Annotated in this window: 22 protein-coding genes; 12 read left to right on the top strand and 10 right to left on the bottom strand. The window is 37.5% G+C overall.

What is annotated here, in order from left to right; genetic code table 11:
- Positions 1-37: 37 nt before the first annotated feature.
- Both AC4IFE_RS18775 and AC4IFE_RS18770 read right to left on the bottom strand, forming a co-directional pair.
- Positions 38-619: an N-acetylmuramoyl-L-alanine amidase family protein gene (locus AC4IFE_RS18775; RefSeq protein WP_490758654.1), complete on the bottom strand. Its 582-nt coding sequence runs from the start codon at positions 617-619 to the stop codon at positions 38-40.
- A gap of 105 nt (positions 620-724) precedes the next feature.
- The gene (locus tag AC4IFE_RS18770; RefSeq protein ID WP_490758653.1) at positions 725-1,273 is read right to left on the bottom strand and encodes a YqgE/AlgH family protein; all 549 of its coding nucleotides are present in this window, start codon (positions 1,271-1,273) and stop codon (positions 725-727) included.
- A gap of 24 nt (positions 1,274-1,297) precedes the next feature.
- On the opposite strand from AC4IFE_RS18770, the gene pdxH reads away from it, so the two are divergent.
- Positions 1,298-1,939: a pyridoxamine 5'-phosphate oxidase gene (pdxH, locus tag AC4IFE_RS18765; RefSeq protein ID WP_490758652.1), complete on the top strand. Its 642-nt coding sequence runs from the start codon at positions 1,298-1,300 to the stop codon at positions 1,937-1,939.
- 316 nt (positions 1,940-2,255) lie between these two features.
- Here pdxH and AC4IFE_RS18760 read toward each other — a convergent pair whose 3' ends face one another.
- Positions 2,256-2,546 carry an HU family DNA-binding protein gene (locus AC4IFE_RS18760; RefSeq protein WP_002976900.1) on the bottom strand — a complete coding sequence of 97 codons (291 nt, stop codon included), beginning with the start codon at positions 2,544-2,546 and terminating at the stop codon, positions 2,256-2,258.
- A 398-nt stretch (positions 2,547-2,944) separates the two neighbouring features.
- Between AC4IFE_RS18760 and panD the strand changes: the two genes are divergently transcribed.
- From panD to AC4IFE_RS18720, 8 genes are all read left to right on the top strand, one after another.
- Positions 2,945-3,295, top strand: coding sequence for an aspartate 1-decarboxylase (gene panD, locus AC4IFE_RS18755; RefSeq protein WP_034706528.1), 351 nt, complete (start codon positions 2,945-2,947; stop codon positions 3,293-3,295).
- Positions 3,296-3,298: 3 nt separating this feature from the next.
- Positions 3,299-4,324: a lysylphosphatidylglycerol synthase transmembrane domain-containing protein gene (locus AC4IFE_RS18750; protein WP_490758651.1), complete on the top strand. Its 1,026-nt coding sequence runs from the start codon at positions 3,299-3,301 to the stop codon at positions 4,322-4,324.
- A gap of 176 nt (positions 4,325-4,500) precedes the next feature.
- Positions 4,501-5,076, top strand: a complete 576-nt coding sequence (locus tag AC4IFE_RS18745) for a TerD family protein (protein WP_111956392.1) — start codon at positions 4,501-4,503, stop codon at positions 5,074-5,076.
- A 30-nt stretch (positions 5,077-5,106) separates the two neighbouring features.
- Positions 5,107-5,778: a TerD family protein gene (locus AC4IFE_RS18740; RefSeq protein WP_490758650.1), complete on the top strand. Its 672-nt coding sequence runs from the start codon at positions 5,107-5,109 to the stop codon at positions 5,776-5,778.
- A gap of 81 nt (positions 5,779-5,859) precedes the next feature.
- Positions 5,860-6,498: a vWA domain-containing protein gene (locus tag AC4IFE_RS18735; protein ID WP_490758649.1), complete on the top strand. Its 639-nt coding sequence runs from the start codon at positions 5,860-5,862 to the stop codon at positions 6,496-6,498.
- An 18-nt stretch (positions 6,499-6,516) separates the two neighbouring features.
- Positions 6,517-7,560, top strand: a complete 1,044-nt coding sequence (locus tag AC4IFE_RS18730; protein ID WP_490758648.1) for a TerY-C metal binding domain-containing protein — start codon at positions 6,517-6,519, stop codon at positions 7,558-7,560.
- A gap of 25 nt (positions 7,561-7,585) precedes the next feature.
- The gene (locus AC4IFE_RS18725; RefSeq protein ID WP_490758647.1) at positions 7,586-8,818 is read left to right on the top strand and encodes a PP2C family serine/threonine-protein phosphatase; all 1,233 of its coding nucleotides are present in this window, start codon (positions 7,586-7,588) and stop codon (positions 8,816-8,818) included.
- 2 nt (positions 8,819-8,820) lie between these two features.
- A complete protein-coding gene (locus tag AC4IFE_RS18720) occupies positions 8,821-10,335 on the top strand; it encodes a helix-hairpin-helix domain-containing protein (RefSeq protein WP_490758646.1) in 1,515 nt (504 codons plus the stop codon).
- A 215-nt stretch (positions 10,336-10,550) separates the two neighbouring features.
- Here the strand turns inward: AC4IFE_RS18720 and AC4IFE_RS18715 are convergent, their stop codons facing one another.
- The 3 genes from AC4IFE_RS18715 to AC4IFE_RS18705 form a co-directional block, all read right to left on the bottom strand.
- Positions 10,551-11,012, bottom strand: coding sequence for a GNAT family N-acetyltransferase (locus AC4IFE_RS18715; RefSeq protein ID WP_490758645.1), 462 nt, complete (start codon positions 11,010-11,012; stop codon positions 10,551-10,553).
- Positions 11,013-11,179: 167 nt separating this feature from the next.
- Positions 11,180-11,806, bottom strand: a complete 627-nt coding sequence (locus AC4IFE_RS18710; RefSeq protein ID WP_490758644.1) for a TetR/AcrR family transcriptional regulator — start codon at positions 11,804-11,806, stop codon at positions 11,180-11,182.
- A 112-nt stretch (positions 11,807-11,918) separates the two neighbouring features.
- Positions 11,919-12,557, bottom strand: coding sequence for a hypothetical protein (locus tag AC4IFE_RS18705; protein WP_490758643.1), 639 nt, complete (start codon positions 12,555-12,557; stop codon positions 11,919-11,921).
- A gap of 293 nt (positions 12,558-12,850) precedes the next feature.
- Here AC4IFE_RS18705 and AC4IFE_RS18700 point away from each other — a divergent pair, with 293 nt between their 5' ends.
- Positions 12,851-13,414 carry a TetR/AcrR family transcriptional regulator gene (locus tag AC4IFE_RS18700; RefSeq protein ID WP_490758642.1) on the top strand — a complete coding sequence of 188 codons (564 nt, stop codon included), beginning with the start codon at positions 12,851-12,853 and terminating at the stop codon, positions 13,412-13,414.
- 60 nt (positions 13,415-13,474) lie between these two features.
- Positions 13,475-14,854 (top strand): MFS transporter, encoded by a 1,380-nt coding sequence (locus AC4IFE_RS18695; protein WP_490758641.1) that lies wholly within the window; start codon positions 13,475-13,477, stop codon positions 14,852-14,854.
- Positions 14,855-14,878: 24 nt separating this feature from the next.
- Here the strand turns inward: AC4IFE_RS18695 and AC4IFE_RS18690 are convergent, their stop codons facing one another.
- The 3 genes from AC4IFE_RS18690 to AC4IFE_RS18680 form a co-directional block, all read right to left on the bottom strand.
- On the bottom strand, positions 14,879-15,079 hold the full coding sequence (locus AC4IFE_RS18690; RefSeq protein WP_306843268.1) for a YqaE/Pmp3 family membrane protein: 201 nt from the start codon (positions 15,077-15,079) through the stop codon (positions 14,879-14,881).
- Positions 15,080-15,234: 155 nt separating this feature from the next.
- The gene (locus AC4IFE_RS18685) at positions 15,235-16,356 is read right to left on the bottom strand and encodes a lactonase family protein (protein ID WP_490758640.1); all 1,122 of its coding nucleotides are present in this window, start codon (positions 16,354-16,356) and stop codon (positions 15,235-15,237) included.
- Between the two features lie 68 nt (positions 16,357-16,424).
- Positions 16,425-17,078, bottom strand: a complete 654-nt coding sequence (locus tag AC4IFE_RS18680; RefSeq protein ID WP_490758639.1) for an NAD(P)H-dependent oxidoreductase — start codon at positions 17,076-17,078, stop codon at positions 16,425-16,427.
- 100 nt (positions 17,079-17,178) lie between these two features.
- Here AC4IFE_RS18680 and AC4IFE_RS18675 point away from each other — a divergent pair, with 100 nt between their 5' ends.
- Entirely contained in the window at positions 17,179-17,568 is a 390-nt protein-coding gene (locus tag AC4IFE_RS18675) for a winged helix-turn-helix transcriptional regulator (protein WP_490758638.1), read from the top strand.
- A 54-nt stretch (positions 17,569-17,622) separates the two neighbouring features.
- On the opposite strand, the gene AC4IFE_RS18670 is transcribed toward AC4IFE_RS18675, so the two are convergent.
- Positions 17,623-18,447 (bottom strand): alpha/beta hydrolase, encoded by an 825-nt coding sequence (locus AC4IFE_RS18670; RefSeq protein WP_490758637.1) that lies wholly within the window; start codon positions 18,445-18,447, stop codon positions 17,623-17,625.
- Between the last annotated feature and the right edge of the window lie 30 nt (positions 18,448-18,477).

Raw genomic sequence — 18,477 nt, 5'->3', positions numbered from 1 at the left:
CGGGTTTTATTCTGAATACATCAGAAATTGTTTCTATTTAATATTCACGGATGATCTCTGTGAATTTTTGAGCGATTTCCTTTTGGCCTGCTTCGCTGGTAACATATTCTCTGTCTTTAGTATTATTAATAAAGCCAAGTTCTACCAATACCGCAGGAGCTTTCGTCTCCCTCAGCATATGGAGGTTACGTTCCTCGATTTTAGCGACATTAAATTTCTTGGAAATTTTTTCAGCAAGTTTTTTTGAACCGTCAGTATTCTGAATATACACTTCAGTCCCTTGTTTCGTAGTTTCTTTGTGAGGGCTGTTATTCATATGAAGAGAAATAACCATTTCGGGGTTCAGCTTGTTGATCATATCAGTTCTCTCCTGAAGAGTAGGATAGGTATCAGAATCCCTGGTTAATACTACTTCATACTGATCCTGATTTTCATTCAGTTTTTTAATCTCTTTGGCAATATTTATGGTAATCTCTTTCTCTGAGAATCCCTCATAGACTGTTCCTGTATCATTTCCACCGTGTCCGGCATCTATAACGATATATTTTTTATTGATAGGGGTAAATGATAAAAATGAAGCAGAAAAGGCTGATAAAGCAAGTAATTTGATTCCTTTCATGTCTGTGAATTTTTTTTTCAAATAACGTGAATTCTTTCTTTAAAATTGGTTAACATAATCTTAAAAGTTTGTTAATGTTTTAAAGTGTATGAAATAGAATATCAGTTAGTTAAGAGAGATGTCTTCAGGGGAATTGGCCCACAGCAGATATTCTCCGCCCAGATTCTGCATAATTGACTTCCACAGAGTCTGGTCATTAGGAAGTGTATAGTCTAAATTATAAATATCTACCACGGTCCACATCCTCCTCTGTACCTCCTCATCAAGCTGCCCGGCAGACCATCCTGAGTATCCTGAGAAAATTTTCACGTCATGGATGCTTAATTCCTTATTAAGAACAGCACTGATAATGCTTTCAATGTCTTCCGTAATATAAAACCCCTTGCTGATCTCAGAATACATCTCGGTAACCTTCTTTTCCTTAACGATAAAAAAGACTTTGTCGTTTTCCACAGGACCGCCGTCATATACCTCTATTTTGAAATCAAAAAAGTTTTTGAACTTACTACTCATCTGGCTGTTTTTTTTGTTCAATATCAAACCAAATGCCCCGCTTTCGTTATGCTCAACGATCAGCACTACCGATCTCGAAAAAATATCGCCGGAGATGTCAGGTGTGGAAATTAATATTTTACCTTTGTATGAGTAATTCATACTCAAATTTAATAAAAAATATTTATGGAAAACCTGCACGACAAAAGAAAAGTGTATGAGAAATCCCAACTTATTGAAAGTGAGATAAAACAAAATCCCATTGAACAGTTCCGGGACTGGTTTCTCGACGCCAGCAATAGCCCGGCAGTTTCAGAAGCCAATGCCATGGCTGTTTCTACAGTAGAAGAAGATGGCTGCCCGAGAACCAGAATGGTGTTGCTCAAGGAATATACTTATGAAGGATTCATTTTCTATACCAATTATAACAGCAGAAAAGGGAAAGCAATAGAAAACAGCCATAAGGCATGTCTCAGTTTTTTCTGGCCTAATCTCGAAAGACAAATCATTATTAAAGCAGACCTTGAAAGAATTGCAGAAAACCTGAGTGACGGATATTTCCATTCAAGGCCCAAAGGAAGTCAGCTTGGAGCGGTCGTTTCACCCCAGAGTCAGGCGATTCCGAACAGGGAATTTCTGGAAGAAAAATTAAAAGAGCTGGAAAAAGAATACGAAACCAGTGAGGTTCCAAGACCTGCCAACTGGGGCGGATATATAGCAAAACCTTACGAAATTGAATTCTGGCAGGGAAGACCCAACCGCCTTCACGACAGAATTATTTATCAGCTGGAAGATCTGGACTGGAAGATTTCTAGATTGGCACCATAGGAATTAGAAGCTGGAAATTAGAGATTAGAAGTTAGAGAGTGGATGCCGGAAGATGGGAGTTTTGATAGATTTATCAGAATTTGATAGTCTTTTATTCAAAGAACATTCCTGATCTCTTTAATTTTGAAAAATATCATTTAAAATTAATAGGAGCGGGCTTTAGCCCGCTTTCAATTTTATACACATGAAACGGCTTTAGCCAAAATTAAAGTATCAGAATTACTGTTTTTCCTGTGATGACTGCTTACAGTCATTTATATCCATAAAAAAAGGCTGCTCCTTAGGAAACAGCCTTTGAATTTTTTAATCTGAATGATTATTTTTTCTTAGCACCAGAAACTGCATTGGATAAATCAGCTCCTGCTTTGAATTTAGCAACTTTTTTAGCAGCAATTTTAATTGGTTTTTTAGTTGCAGGGTTGATCCCTTGTCTAGCAGCTCTCTCAGCTACTGAGAAAGTACCGAATCCTACTAAAGAAACTTTTCCGTCTTTTTTCTTTAGAGTAGTAGTTACGTTACCAATGAATGATTCTAAAGCAGCTTTAGCTGCAACTTTAGTGATTCCTGCATCTTTTGCGATTGCGTCGATTAATTCAGACTTGTTCATAATTTTTAATATTAAGTTAGTTCGTAATTATAGCAAATATAATACTATTTTCTAATTGTGCAATTATTTTATTAAAAGTTATAAAATTTTTTTGCTTTTTGATGAAAACAGTTAAAATATGATAATTTCACTTTTCACGTAAAATCTACGTTACCGCTCACTAAAATCATGCCAAATGCTTATGAGTATTGACTTTAGCAAAAAATTAATATTATTTTCTGTATTTATTAAATCCTAAATTACGTATAAAGTATTAATATTTTTACCGATATGTTTGTTGATTTTATAAATAATGGCCTGAAAGCTTGTGTAATATAAAATTAAATACCTGGGCCTGTGGGAGTTTTAAAATGATTTCAAAAGCCCGATTTATTAATTTTTATTAATAAATTTGCAGAATGTTAATAGAAGTTTTCAAGTCTAAGATCCATAGGGTACGGGTTACGGCCTCAGACCTTAATTATATAGGGAGTATAACGATCGACGAAGATCTTATAGAAGCTGCCGGTTTGGTAGTGGGAGAAAGAGTCTATATCGTCAATGTGAATAATGGGGAACGTTTTGACACCTACGTTATCAAAGGGAAAAGAAAATCCGGAGAAGTATGCTTAAACGGGCCTGCTGCAAGAAAGGTACAGAGAGACGATATCATTATCATCATTGCCTATGCACAGATGACGCCTGAAGAAGCAAAAGTTTTCCAGCCGAAAATCGTTTTCCCGGATGAAAAAACAAATCTTCTGACCTGATCCATGGAGAAAAAATCAAAAAATCCTTTAAAATCTATACTCACAATAGTAATATCGCTTGCTTTTGCAGGCTTTTTTTTATGGCTGGCCTTAAAAGGTCTTGATTTTAAAGTAATTAAGGCATCTCTGGCAAAAGCTAACTATCTTTGGGTCCTGTTTGCTTCCGTTTTCGGTATACTGGCTTACTGGTTCAGGGCGGTACGCTGGAATCTGATGCTGGAACCGATGGGACATAAAATTTCCAATTCAAATTCACTTTGGTCCATATCTTTCGGATATCTAATGAATCTTACTATTCCGAGAAGCGGTGAAGTAGCAAGAGCTACAGCATTATATGGTGTGGAAAAAGTTCCGGTGGATAAATCTTTCGGAACAATTATTCTGGAAAGGGTAGTGGACCTAATCTGTATGTTGGGATTTCTGGGGCTGACATTGCTTTTTAAATATGATGCTATTCTGTCTTTTTATAAAAGTTCAGATATTAAGATTCCCAATAAGATTCTGATTATTCTCATGATACTTGCAGTGGGAATGGTTCTGTTTTTTGTATTTAGAAAGAGACTTGCAAACGTTCCTTTTTTGGGAAAGATTGTTAATTTTATTGACGGAATTTTCGAAGGATTAGCAACAATATTTAAACTAAAAGAAAAAGGAAAATTTATCCTTTATACAATAGGAATATGGGTTTGTTATTACTTTGCAGCTTACCTTGTGTGTTTTGCACTTCCTGAAACTTCTGATTTTACTGTTGCTGACGGCTTTTTCATCATTGTTGTCGGTACTTTGGGAATGATCGTTCCTGCCAGCGGTGGGATTGGAGCATTTAATCTGGCTATGAAGTATGGATTTATGGCATTGTTTATCTCAGTAGGGAAAAGTGCAGAATTGGGTGGCGAAATGGGATTGACTTATTCATTCATTTCTCTTCCGTTGCAGATCACAATCATGTTGGTAATGGGCTTGATTTCTATTCCTATGCTGGCTAAAGCAAGAGAAAAAGCAGTTTCTGATAAAGAATTTGAAAACTAAGTTCAACAATAACTTTTAATAATACAGGTCCAATTTTTTAATTGGACTTTTTTTATGTTAAAACCCTATTAAAATGGAACATTACCGCATGCCATTCATTTTTTTATCAATAAATTTGGTCAATCCACAAATCACATTTATCTTAAACAAAAAAATAATTAATAATCTAAAACACTATGGCAATTAATTTACAGAAAGGACAGAAGATCGAGATAGGACTTACAAAAATGACGATAGGACTGGGCTGGGACCCGAATGAAGGAACAGGTTTTGATTTTGACCTGGATGCCTCTGCCATCATGATTGATTCCGACAGAAAATTGATAAATGAAGAATGTTTTGTTTTTTATAATAACCTGCAGTCTCCCGATGGTGCGCTGACTCATACAGGAGATGATCCGAGTGGCAAAAACAGTGATGGTGACGACGATGAAGCAATCATTGTAGATCTTGAAAAAGTAGATCCGAAAGCTGAAGAAATTCTTTTCGTGGTAACCATTGAAGACTTCGAAAGAAGAAAGCAGAACTTCGGGCAGGTAAGAAATTCATACATCAGAATTGTGGATAACAGTACCAATCAGGAGATCGCAAAATATGAGCTGGATGAGGATTTCTCTATTGAAACCGGAGTAGAATTCGGGCGACTGTACAAAAGAAACGGAAGCTGGAAATTTGAGGCCTCAGGAATAGGATACAGAGCAGACCTGGCTTTTTTCCTTGAGAAATATTACAAAGGACAGATCATTAAATAATTATATTTCAAATACAAAAAAACGATAACTATGGCAATTAATTTACAGAAAGGTCAGACGATTGATTTAAGAAAAAATGACCGTGGAGAAAGTGTTTACGACCTTTCAAAAGTAACGATCGGTTTGGGATGGGATGTAAGAAAGCAGGGTGGCTTCTTTGGAAAGCTGTTCAGTAAAGAAGCAGAATATGATCTTGATGCAGTAGCTTTTCTTTTAGACGGAAACGGTAAAGTAGCCAATCTGGGAAAAACAGTACAGACCAATGAAGGCAGGCAGATCGCCTTGTATCAGGGGGATGTGGTTTTCTTTAATTCTATGCAGCATCCAAGCGGCAATATATGGCTTACGGGAGACAACAGAACCGGTGCCGGAGACGGGGACGATGAGCAGATCATCGTTAAACTGGATCAATTGGACGAGACTTATCAGAAAATATTATTCCTGGTGACCATTTACCAGGGAAAACAGAATAACCAACATTTCGGAATGATCGAGAATGCCTTTATCAGAGCCGTAGACGCCAAAGGTAAAGAAATTACAAAATACAGCCTTTCAGGAGATGCAAGCATGAACGGAAAATGTGCCATGGTTTTTGCCGAAGCATACCGTCACAATGGCGACTGGAAGTTCCGCGCCATTGGAGAACCTCATCAGACGGATAACTTTATTGAGATTCTGAAGCAATACGCCTACAGCAATTAAACCTGAATTTTTATCAACTTACAAGCCGGCAGGGAAGTTTTCAACTTCCGCTGCCGGCTTCAGAATTAATATTGTCTTACCATGAGCAGGAGATTATTAGCATACTTTTTACTGGATACTTCCGGATCTATGAACGGAGAACCTATCCAGGCACTGAATAATGGATTTAACGGGCTGATAAGCATGCTTCGCGCAGATCCGCAGGCAATGGACAGCCTTCATCTGAGTGTGATCACTTTTGACCGTGAAGTTAAAAATATCATTCCTCTGACCGATCTTGCCAGTTTTTATCCAATGGAGATTACCTGTCCGGACAGCGGACCTACCCATACCGGTGCAGCGCTGGAGATGGTTTCGGATCTGGTGAAAAAAGAGCTGGTCAAAGGATCTCCGGATGAAAAAGAAGACTGGAGGCCGCTGCTGTTTATATTTACGGACGGAAAACCATCTGATATCCAGAAATACAGACAGATGATTCCTGTGATCAGAGATCTGGAATTCGGGGCTATTGTAGGCTGCGCTGCAGGTCCGAAAGCGGATGAGCAGTTTCTGAAGGAGCTTACAGATCATGTAGTAAAACTGGACACCACCGATGCGATTACACTTTCCTCATTTTTCAGATGGGTAAGTTCTTCAATCACCATGGGAGGGAAATCACAGGGAACCGGAGAAAACACACCGCTGCCTCCGCCGCCTTCCGAGCTTAATATTATCATCTAATTATTTGTCTTTATAATCATGAGAAGACTGCCCATTTATTTTTTAGTCGATGTCTCCGAATCTATGGTTGGAGAACCTATTGAGCAGGTACAGGAAGGTATTGCCAATATCATCAGAGAATTAAAGAAAGATCCGTATTCACTGGAAACGGTCTATATTTCCATTATAGGCTTTGCCGGAGAGGCTGAAGTTATTACGCCATTGCAGGACATCATCAGTTTTTATCCGCCAAAGATCCCGATTGGAAGCGGTACGTCGCTGTCTCAGGGTTTGATTAAAGTGATGGACTGTATAGACAGGGATATTGTGAAAACCACCTACGAAAGAAAAGGCGACTGGAAGCCTCTCGTTTTTCTTTTTACAGACGGTGTTCCTACCGATGATGCTACAAAAGCTATCGAAAGATGGAACAACAAATACCACGGAAAATCCAATACCATAGCTGTATCTATCGGCGAAAATACGAATTATAAGCTGCTCGGAACTTTATCAGACAATGTTTTACTGTTCAATAATTCTGATGAGAATTCCTATAAAGAATTTTTCAAATGGGTGACAGATTCCATCAAAACGACCAGTCAGAGTGTTACCGAAGCCAATAAAGAAGGAATTAACCTTTCCAAGATCGATTCCATTATCCTTGAAAAAGTAGATCCAGAGCTGGAGCAGAAGTTTCCGGACAATAACTTTGTTGTTTTAAACGGAAAATGCTCAGAAACGGAGAAACTGTATTTGATGAAGTTTAAAAAAACATTTGCCGAATCAAGCATACCCGGAATGTCTACAAGATATTACAGGCTGGACGGAGCCTATAAAATTGATGAAAAAGCATATTTGAGGCTGTCATCTTCCCAGAAAAATAACCTTAAAATTTCCATAGAAGAACTTCAGGGAGGTACATCATGTCCTCATTGTGCCAATCCCGTTGCACTGGCAACCTGTTCATGTGGCGGAATTCACTGTCTGAAAGGAGAAGGATACAATAAATGTCCGTGGTGCGGAACTTCGGATTATTATGGATTTTCCAGTGAAGGATTTGATATTAACAGAACATTGGGATAAACTATTTCCGATCAAACATAAGACCATGGAGAAATCTGTTATTTACAGGGAAAAAGAAGAATTCAAAGAAGCCCATCTGGTGCTTAAAAATGCCAGTTCAAAGCGATTTTATGAATACCGTTTTGAAATGGATGAATTTCCGAATATCAGGATCAAAAATATCACCAACCTTCAGGAAACGGGACTTACGTTTGAAAATAATAAAATATCCGGAATTCCTGATGTGAACAGCGTCCATGATTTTGATCTTGAGTTCTATCATACTCATGATGAAAGCAGTATCGAGATTAAAAAGGTGCATTTGTTTGTTAATGCTGATCCGAAAGATCTTTGGAAAAATATTCCTGCTGATAAAAATACTGTTTTCTATAAACCTGATGAGGCTTCTTACAAAGGACCGTTTTTAAACAAAAAAATTGCTGTTGTCTCTAAAAGAGGACGCTCTCATGCCCATGAAGGAAAATTCAGGGATGATGATTTTGCTGTGAACGAGTTTCCCGGAGGCTGGAGCATTGTTTCAGTTGCGGATGGTGCCGGTTCTGCGGTAATGGCAAGAGAAGGTTCCAGGCTGGCTACATCTTCGGTGAACAGTTTTTTCAATTCAGAAGAAATTTTAACTGAAATCGAAAAAAATATTGAAATTGTTAACAGTGCCATCTCTGAATCATCAAAAGAAATACAGTCGGAAGCTGAAGGAAATGTTATAAAAACTCTGTATAAAGGAATTCTGAACGTGTATAATATTTTGGACAAAACAGCCACAGAGAATTCATTTTCTATAAAAGACCTTCATACAACACTGATCTTTGCATTGGTTAAAAAGTTTGATTTCGGTTATATCATTCTCACTTTTGGAGTGGGAGACTGTCCCATCAACCTGATCAGTCCCGATTTTTCTGAAGTAAAGCTTCTGAACCGGATGGATGTGGGAGAATTTGGTGGCGGTACCCGGTTTATCACAATGAAAGAAATCTTCGGTGATGACATGGCTTCAAGATTTGGAATAACCTGTGTGGATGATTTTTCCTATCTCGTACTGATGACCGATGGTATTTATGATCCTAAATTCATGACAGAAAGCAGGCTTGAAGATATAAAAAGCTGGAAAGCATTTTTTAATGACCTTGAAGGAAATAACGATGACTGCACAAAAGTAGACTTTGTCAGTGATGCAGACATTGATCAGCAGCTTCTGGCATGGACCGATTTCTGGAGCCGGGGAAATCATGACGACAGAACACTGGCCATAATTTATTAAATATGAAAAACACTGTTAAAGTTGTTTCTATTCTGGATACAGCAAAATCCTATGAATATGTTGATGAAAGTCCTGTCCGTGGCGGAGTGAAAGATGTTTATTTTTCGCCGGAAAGAGAATATGTCGTAGCTTTTTACCGGAACCCTCTGGATGCAGGGCAGAAAGAACGTATTATGAGGATTGTTTCCACTTATCTTGGGAATATACAGAACGGAAATTCAGCGGATTACTTTCTGAACGAAATATTCAGATGGCCGTATGATATTGTAGAAAAAGATAAACTGACGGGAATTGTAGTTCCTGTTTACCATAAAAAATTCTTCTTTGCGAAAGGATATGTCGGATCAGATAATATTCAGGGACAGGATAAAGTCGGAAAATGGTTCACTGCTCCCATGTTCAGGAATCAGCAGTATCCGCTGAGGCTGGATCATTCGGAGCTCGGAGACTGGCTGAGTTATTTCCAGATTACCATCAATATCAGCAGAGGAGTGAAAAAGCTTCATCAGATGGGACTGGCACACTCGGATCTTTCGTATAATAACATTCTGATAGATCCGGTCACGAAATCCGCCTGTATTATTGATATAGACGGATTGGTAGTTCCGAAACTTTTCCCGCCGGAAGTTATCGGGACCGCGGATTTTATTGCGCCCGAAGTTTTAAAGACCAAGCATCTCAGCATGCAGGATCCCGGCAGGCATCTGCCTAATCAGAAAACCGACCTTCATGCACTGGCAGTGCTCATCTATATGTATCTTTTCCGGAGGCATCCTTTGAGAGGAGGAAAAATATGGGATTTGGATTCTGAAAAAGATGAAATTATTTCTATGGGTGAACAAGCACTGTTCGTAGAACATCCCACAGATCCGTCCAACCAAGTAAAAGCTGATCATCTCAGAAAATGGGACGCATTCTGGGGCGATCCTCAAAAAATTCCATTTACAGCAGCGGGACCTTATCTTTCCGAACTGTTTAAAAAAGCATTTATAGATGGGCTTCATGACCCGATCAGGCGTCCTACAGCCAATGAATGGGAAACTGCACTGTTAAAGACTGCTGATCTGATCCAGCCCTGCCACAATCCGGAATGTACTGAAAAATGGTATGTCTTTGATAACAGCAGCAATCCGAAATGTCCTTTCTGCGGTACCCAACACCGCGGTACGCTTCCTGTACTGGACCTGTATTTTAAATTTGATGATGAGGTATGGAAACCTGAAAATCACAGACTGATGGTATATAACAACCAGTATTTATTCAAATGGCATGTTTCCAGAAAGGTGATCAGAAATGAAAACCTTACGATGCAGGATAAAATGCCTGTAGGGTATTTCACTTTTCATGAAGGAAGATGGGTACTGGTCAATCAGAGCCTGACCTCCATGAAAGATGTTACGGAGCAGAAAGAGATTTCGCCCGGTTCTATGGTTGAATTGACGAATGGAAAGAAAGTACTTTTGTCTGCCGAAGAAGGCGGGAGGCTGATATTTGTTACTTTGGCTAATCAGTCATAAAAATCTACCAGATTTTTTAGAAACTTAAGTGTACTTTCTCTAGATAGTTTTAGATTTAAAAATAACTTAAATGTTAAGCTTTTGTGACTTTGTGGTAAAAGAATTTGAGTTGGTAGGGGGCTTCGACTCAGCTCCCAGAATGTTTTTCATTAATGATTTTGTAGTCGGTGAGCTTCGTCATTAATGATAGACTGATGTCATGAAGTAAGTATTCTCTAAAGTTGGCTGAGGTTCTCGAAGCCAACTTGAAATTCCATAAAAAAAGAATAATCATCTTCATTCACTATCCTAAAGCCTAAGCTCTTGTATAAATTTTGGGCTTTATTGGTCTTTAAGACACTTAATGAAACTGTTTTTCCTTCTGCTGAAGCTTCCTTCAGAATACCTGTTAAAATCGTCTTTCCTAATCCTTTCCCCTGTTGTTTGGGATCTATCTGAAGCTGCAGAACCTCTGTTTTGTCTTCAGCTCTGCTGATTTTGAGTAATCCGGCAGGCTCATTGTTTAAAAGGATAATATGGGCTTTATCGAATTGATACAGGATTCTCTGAAGTGTTGTTTCCTTATCCGTTGGAAGATTGGAATCAGCGTAGTGCGGATTCATGGTTTTCGTTCTCAGATCAAGAAGATAATCGATGTCATTTTCTGAGGCTTTTCTGTAAGTGATAGTCGTGTTCATAAGTTATTTATAAGATCCATTTTTGAGCCAGACTTCCGTAGTATCCAATTCCTCTCACAGGACCTGCTCAAGCAGATCATCGAAAAATCTTCCGGAATCGGTCATCCGATTCAATATCAAAAGCGCACGCATTTCTGTCAGGTCCCTTGTGTTGCCTTTTCTGCTGCTCATGCCCCGAATATATATTTTTCTTCGTAAAGTTTCTGCTGCTCTTCGGTAAGCAGCGAATAAAACAGGTTCATCTGGATCAATACGTAATGTTTTATAGCTTCTTCCTTGCCCAGTTTAAAGGAAAGGTTGTTATGGGTAATCCAGTTATCTGCGATGATGAATATTTGGGTAGTAAGGCCTCTCATGATAAAATCAGGAATATCATCTCTAAAAATATTATTTTTCTGAAAACCTTTAAAAATCATCTGAAATTCTTTCTTTCTGGTAATGTTAATAGATTCATACTGTGACTGTATGGCTGGGATATGATTTAAAATATCAAAGAAATTCATGAAAATAAACCGGAAAGAATAAAAGATTTCATACATTGAAAAAGTAAAATGATAGAGATCCTCCAGTGTTTTATGTTCTATAGTCTGTAAATCATTGAATAAAATGTCCATTTTAATAACCAGCTCGGAAAAAAGGATTTTGATAATATCCTCTGAATGTTTAAAATGGTAATGCAGATTTCCCGCACTGATGTTCAGGCCGGCTGCAATATGCCTTGTTGTGATATTGTTATAGCCTTTTTCATTAAACAGCTCCATCGCTTTTGACAAGATTTTATCCTTGGTTTTCATGGCCCAAATATAAGAGAGTTTAAATCATATTTCAAAATTCGAACAATTGCCCTGATTTGAATCTGGCAGTATTTCTAAATTTTGTAGTAATACTTTAAATGGCAAGAAGGATTTATAAGGTGTGAAGCTGAATAATTGATCCTTTATAAAACTTAGTCAGATCATACAGTTCTCCAAAGTAGTTCTGCAAAGCAAGATCATTATTCTCAGCAGAACCCTTTGTCCGGAAATGATCTTCCGCAAGGGCGTATAATGAAGGATAATCTGTCTTCAAATAATGAGAAAGAGTGGTGGAGTTCCCTTTTTCTTTTAAGGAGATGTCTGTGAAAAACAATCCGTAGAGAAGAAACTGGTTGAAATTTTGAGCGTCTACCATAAAATCCAGTTTCTTTTTAGAGTAATTTTCATATGCTGAAAGCATCTCCTGGAAAGTTTTTACATTCTGCTCTTTCGGAATTTCATAAAAAAGATCAAGTCCATGGATGAAAAGCTGGGTTTTAGCCTCTTCACGGTCAGCCGGATAAATACTGCTGAACCACTTAAAAATGCTTGAAAGCTCCTCTTTCGAGAGATTTTCTACCGAGTCTTTTACTTTATTTTTGATGATCTCAAGACTTACTTTGGGATCGGCCTGAAGAAAGTTTATGATATTTTCTTCTTCACGGCAAAGTTTATTGTACAAATTGATTTTAGCAATATTCGGATTCGTTTTGATGAAATAAAGTTCTTCTGCCATTGCTTTGTACCACATGATCTTTTTGTAAAGTGGTAACTAAAGATACGAAATATGTAGTGATTTAAACTAAAAATATTATGCAGTAAATTATTAATCATATTTATGTTTTTATAAAATTATCTTTTACTTCCTTCGTAATCCTTAAATTCTGCTGTAGGATATCCATATTTTTGGTGTTTTTTGATAAAAGTATCTCAATCATTGCTTTATCAATATTCTAGTTTTAACATCATTCATTTTTTACACACATGCAAAGTAAAATAGATAGACTTATCTATTTTTTATGTAGATTTGTAAAAATTTTTCAGATGAAAAAGGAGAAAGTACAGGAAAGGATTATCAGGGTGGCCTCAGATCTTTTTTACAGACAGGGTTTTAATTCAACCGGAATCAACCAGATTATTGCCGAAGCTGATATTGCAATAGGTTCACTGTATAATCATTTTTCCTCCAAAAATGATCTTCTTCAGGCTTACCTTACCAGAGAAGAAGTTGAATGGTTCAAAGGGTTTGAAGAACATGCTGCAAAAGTCTCTGAGCCGAAAGAAAAAATATTTTTGTTGATTGATTACCGTAAAAAATTACAGTTATCATCAAAATTCGCAGGCTGTCATTTCATCAAAATTGTTTCGGAAGTAGGAGACAGCAGCCCGGCAGTTTCTGATTTTGTCAGGCAACACAAACTGAAACAGAAAGAATTGATCAGAAAGCTGGTAAGTGACTATGTGGGCAATAAAAAAAACATGGATGCTGATCTGCTTACTGAAAATATTTTCCTGCTGATAGAAGGAGCAGTAGTAAATTCCACGATCAATAAAAATTCAGACTCTTTTGACCAGATCCAAAAAATGGTTAAGGCTCAGCTACCTTAATTTTTTTACTTATTAAAAAATAGATATATCTATATAAAAATGAATACTAAATATTTGAAAATGATGGTTATATTATCCGGTCAGTTGCTAACGATCATGGATATTTTCATCATTAATGTTTCCATACCGTCAATTCAGCGTGATCTTCATACATCCAATGGAGAAATGCAGCTGATAATTGCGTCCTATCTGATCGGTTTTGCTTCATTTCTCATTACAGGGGGAAGGCTTGGGGACTTGTATGGAAGGAAAAAGATCTTTATGATAGGTTTGCTGTTTTTTATGTTGAGCTCTGTTGCGTGTGGGATTTCGTCGGGTGCCGTGATTCTTGTGATCTCGCGTTGTATTCAGGGAATCAGTGCAGCATTGATGTCTCCGCAGGTATTATCGATGATACAAATCCTGTTTACCGGGCATGAAGAAAGAACAAGAGCGATGAGCTGGTACGGAATCACGATTGGTGCGGGAACTGTTCTGGGGCAGTTTCTGGGTGGCTATTTTTCATCAATGACTGTGATGCAGGAATCCTGGAGGCTTATTTTTCTTATCAATATTCCGGTATGTATTCTCGCCCTGTTTTTCAGTCAGAAAATATTACAGGAATCTAGAATTTCAGCAGGAAAAAATACTTTTGATTTTGTTGGTGTAATAATATTGGCTGCAGGGCTCTTCTGCTTTACTTATTCGCTTACCATGTCCGAACATCAGGGAATACAGGTTAAAAGTATAATAATGGTGTTGGCTTCAATCCTCATATTAATTTATTTTATTAAAAATCAAAGGATGAGGTTAAGGCAAGGCAAAACTTATCTGATGAATTTCAGTTTATTCAGCTATAAAAATTTCAATCTGGGGATACTGGCCGTTTCTTTTTTCTTTATAATGCTGGATTCTTATTTCTATATCCTGTCGTTGTTTTTTCAGGATGGGTTGCAGATCGGGTCAATGGCTTCAGGAGAAATTATTGTTTTCCAGGGCCTTGGTTTTATCCTTGCTTCGCTGTTTTCTGCAAAGCTTATTTTAAGGTACGGCAAAACATTCTTAATTAGCGGGTTGGGGTTGATTATAGCAGTTCTTCTTCTGCAGATCTTTTTATTTGATGCAGAAGTATCTTTTTTTATGCTCTGTCTGCTGCTGTTTTTTCATGGTTTAGGGGTTGGATCCGTTATTCCTTCATTGGCTAATATCGCTCTGTCCGGATTGCCGCAAACGCTTGCCGGAAATGCTTCGGGAGTTTATAACACTTTTCAGCAGGCGGCTGCAATAGTCGGAATTATTATAGTAGGAAGTATCTTTTACTATTTTCTAGGAGCAAAGCCTTCATCACAGCATTATCGTAGTGCTTTCTCTATCGCTTTGGGGGTGAATATTATTTGTCTTTTTATCGTTTTATTGTCGATTTTAAAAGTTCCGGAACATATACTTCCTAAAAGAAGATAATCTGAAAAGTACGGGGCTCATCTATTATCTTTGATTTTGCTTGATCGCGCGAATCAGTTTTTCATTGCGCCGTTCTGCTCTTGCACTGTTTAGGGATAAAGCAGCCCAGATGGCAGCAGGAAGCCAGCCAATGAGGGTAATTTGCAAAATCAGACAGATGATCCCGGTAAGAATTTTTCCACGAACCATAAAGGAAAGAAAAGGAAGTAAGATGGCTAGTAACATGATTTTAAGTTTTGATGATATTTTTATTGGATTATTTGATTTTCCGACAACCCTAAAGATAAGTATGAATGCAAGCCTATTTGTTACTAGACCGTTAATAATGAACCTGAATAAAACAGAATCAAAATCAGTAAATTCGGGGAATCTTTATTTGATTAATATTTTCTGATTTTCACGCTGGAAACCCCATGAATTTTTGTTCTTCTTCCTGCTTTTTTTAATAAACCTGTTTCAGGGTTCCGCCTGAATACAAAAACATTTCCGGTGGCTGCATTGGTTACAATTAAAAACTTTCCGGTCTCATCCATGTCAAAAACTCTTAACTGTTTCCCAAAAGTCGGCTGATAACCAATATTTTTTAGCGTCCCGTCTTCAAGGATTGAAAAAATGGCGATATTATTTTCGTACCCACGGTTGGAAGCGTAAAGAAATTTACCATCCGGAGAAATGTGAATATCAGAACTTTCAAACTCTTCTTTGTATTGGTCAGTATGTGTATTGATTTTCTGAATACTTTCCATACCAGAGTTTTCATACCGGTAGGCATTGACAGTTCCGGATAACTCATTGATACAATAGGCAAATTTTCCGTTAGGATGAAAAGTAAAATGCCTTGGCCCGCTTCCTGATGCGGATTGTATGTACGGTTGCCTGGCCGGTTGCAAAGGTTCTGTTTTATCAGTGTCAAACTTATAAGACCTGATTTTATCAGCACCGAGATCTGGTAAAAACAGCTGTTTGAAATCCGGAGAAAAAACAGCTGCGTGGATATGCGATCTGTCCTGTCTTTCCTTATTGATGCTTCCCTCTGAAAACTGAAAATTCTGTACATATGCATGTATCGTTCCGTCTTCAGACAATGGATATACAGAAACGCTGCCTTCGGTGTAATTGGCATTAACCAACCATTTACCATTTTTATGAACAGTTGCATAAACCGGATTTTCACCGCCGCTTTTCTGGCTGTTTATAAAAGTAAGCGTTTCATCTTTGGGGTTGAACTTAAAACTGCTGACACTTCCTGCATTGGGCGTTTTACTTTCCGTACAGGCAAAAATGTATTGACCGTTTGGAGATACAGTCAGAAATGAGGGGTTCAAAATTCCTTTTACGGAAGTTACTTTGGATAATCTCCCCCTAATAGTATCCAGCTTATAAACATATAATCCTTCGGTTGTTTTATCCCGGTTAAATGAGCCAAAAAAGACATATGTATTTTGAGAATATAAATGGATACAGGTTAAAAATAGGATTATTAAGCTTAGTATATTTTTCAATTTCCTGAATGGTTTTAGGGTAGGTTATATCGCAAATACAAATGTACTACTTCAATCCGGTTTGCTCCTTAGTCCCTTGTGATTTCACTCTCAATATTGATTAACCTTTTTGACCAGTTATCTAATACCCTGTTTCTTTCCTCTTCAGAAAGCCGTTCAACAGAATAAACCACTTCCGGCTGTACAACTGAAAAGCCAAGAAATTCGAGAATTCCGCGATGTATTGGAAATAAGATTGAATTGATATTTCCGTATCTGTCATCCACATAATTTTTTTCAGGACCGCCGGTCGTCACAGAGAGCATGGCTTTTTTCCCTGCTGAAAATCCATTTTCAAAAATTTTTCCGTTGTCATAAAATTTCCCCATGGTAAAAACCTTGTCGATCCAGCCTTTTAAGATGGCAGGAACAGAAAACCAGTACAATGGAAACTGCCAGATCATCATTTCACACCATTCAATCTTTTCTTGTTCCGATACAATATCCGGCATGAATGTAGACTGTTGTAAGGCAAATACTTCTTCGTCCTGCTGTTTGAAATAATCTGCATTTTTTAATCGGGTGAAATTTCCTTTTCCGCTTACAGGCTGATAGTTCTCCTGGTATAAGTTAGTCGTTTTGACTTCGTGGCCTTCCTTTTCCAAAGTGCTGATGGCGGTGTTAAACATGGCTGCATTGAAACTTTTTTCTTCAGGATGAGCAAGAATAATAAGTATTTTCATTTTTTCTAAATTTATACTATAATTAATTGAGTTACAAAATTATTTTTAGTACAATGAATATGCAATAACTATCTAAACAGATAGGTTAAATACAATTGAAATGAAAACAGAATGTATTGGTGATCACGTGAAATTGAAAGGGAAAACATATCCCTGTACCGTAAGTCTTACCATGGATTTGGTAGGCGGAAAATGGAAAGCAGTTATACTTTACCATTTAAAAAACGAGGCTAAAAGATACAGCGAACTTCGTAAAGAGCTGGCAACGGTTACCGAGATGACGTTGAGCTTACAGTTGAAGCAATTAGAAAAGGACGGGTTGGTGTCAAGGAAAGTTTTTGGTAAAAAACCTCCCATCAAAGTAGTGTACAGCCTTACTGATCTTGGAAAAACGTTTATTCCTGTTTTAGAAGCAATTACAGAATGGGGCAACCGGATTGTGATTGAAAATGGTGAATTCATAAACGTACCGGAGAAAGAATCTAATTAACTTTTATTTTTAAATCTATAGATTTTAAGTGATTTTTCAGCCGCTTTTGATTCACTATTTTATCAAATGCTGTTTAAAATACACAAAATGATGCTCAATAGACTTACTCCAGTACTCCGTATTATGGTCGCCCGGCTGGCTGATAAAAGTTGCAGGAATGTTCAGGCTTTCAGTTTGTTTTTTCAGACTGACAGAATTTGAATATAAAATATCTTCTGTTCCGCAGTCAAAGATAAATGCTTTCTTAAAATCCGGATGCTGTTTCAAAAGGGTTGATATACTGAACTGATTCCAATCTGTAGTTTTGGGATTTCCCAATTTTGTTGTTAAGTCGGCCGGCATTCTGTTGTTCTGCCAAAATTGCTGGCTTACTTTCTGGAAATTAGGATAATCAATTTCCAGGGCTCCGCTTGTGGAACCTGCTGTATTAAAATAACCAGGATGTGAAATGAAATACCGTAAAGCTCCATAACCACCCATACTCAAACCACTGATGAAAATATTTTTGTCATCAATATTAAAAGAATGATGCACTTTCGGAACCAATTCTTTGAAGAAAAAATCTTCATACTGCGAACCTTTGTTGACCGGGCTGTTCATGTAATAAGAGGTAAAACCGTCTGGGGTAACGATGATAAAACCGTATTGATCAGCCATTTTTTGTAAATCTGTAGTTTGCGACCATTGTTTATAGTTTTCACTGTAACCATGTAAAAGATAAACCAAAGGGAATTTTTCCGTTCTGTTATATGCTTTTGGCTTAAAAACCAGAACAGTATCGGATTCTGCTACATATTTGGATTTTATAATCCATTTTTCCTGTGCTTTTGATGAGATTGCGGTTAATAGTCCGATGATCATAAATATTGCTTTGTTCATATTTCGTATTTTTATTGCAAATTTCGGCCA

It is taken from the genome of Chryseobacterium sp. UF-81 (assembly GCF_058245105.1).
The sequence above is the reverse complement of the archived record's forward strand: the minus strand, read 5'-3'. Positions and strand labels throughout refer to the sequence as shown.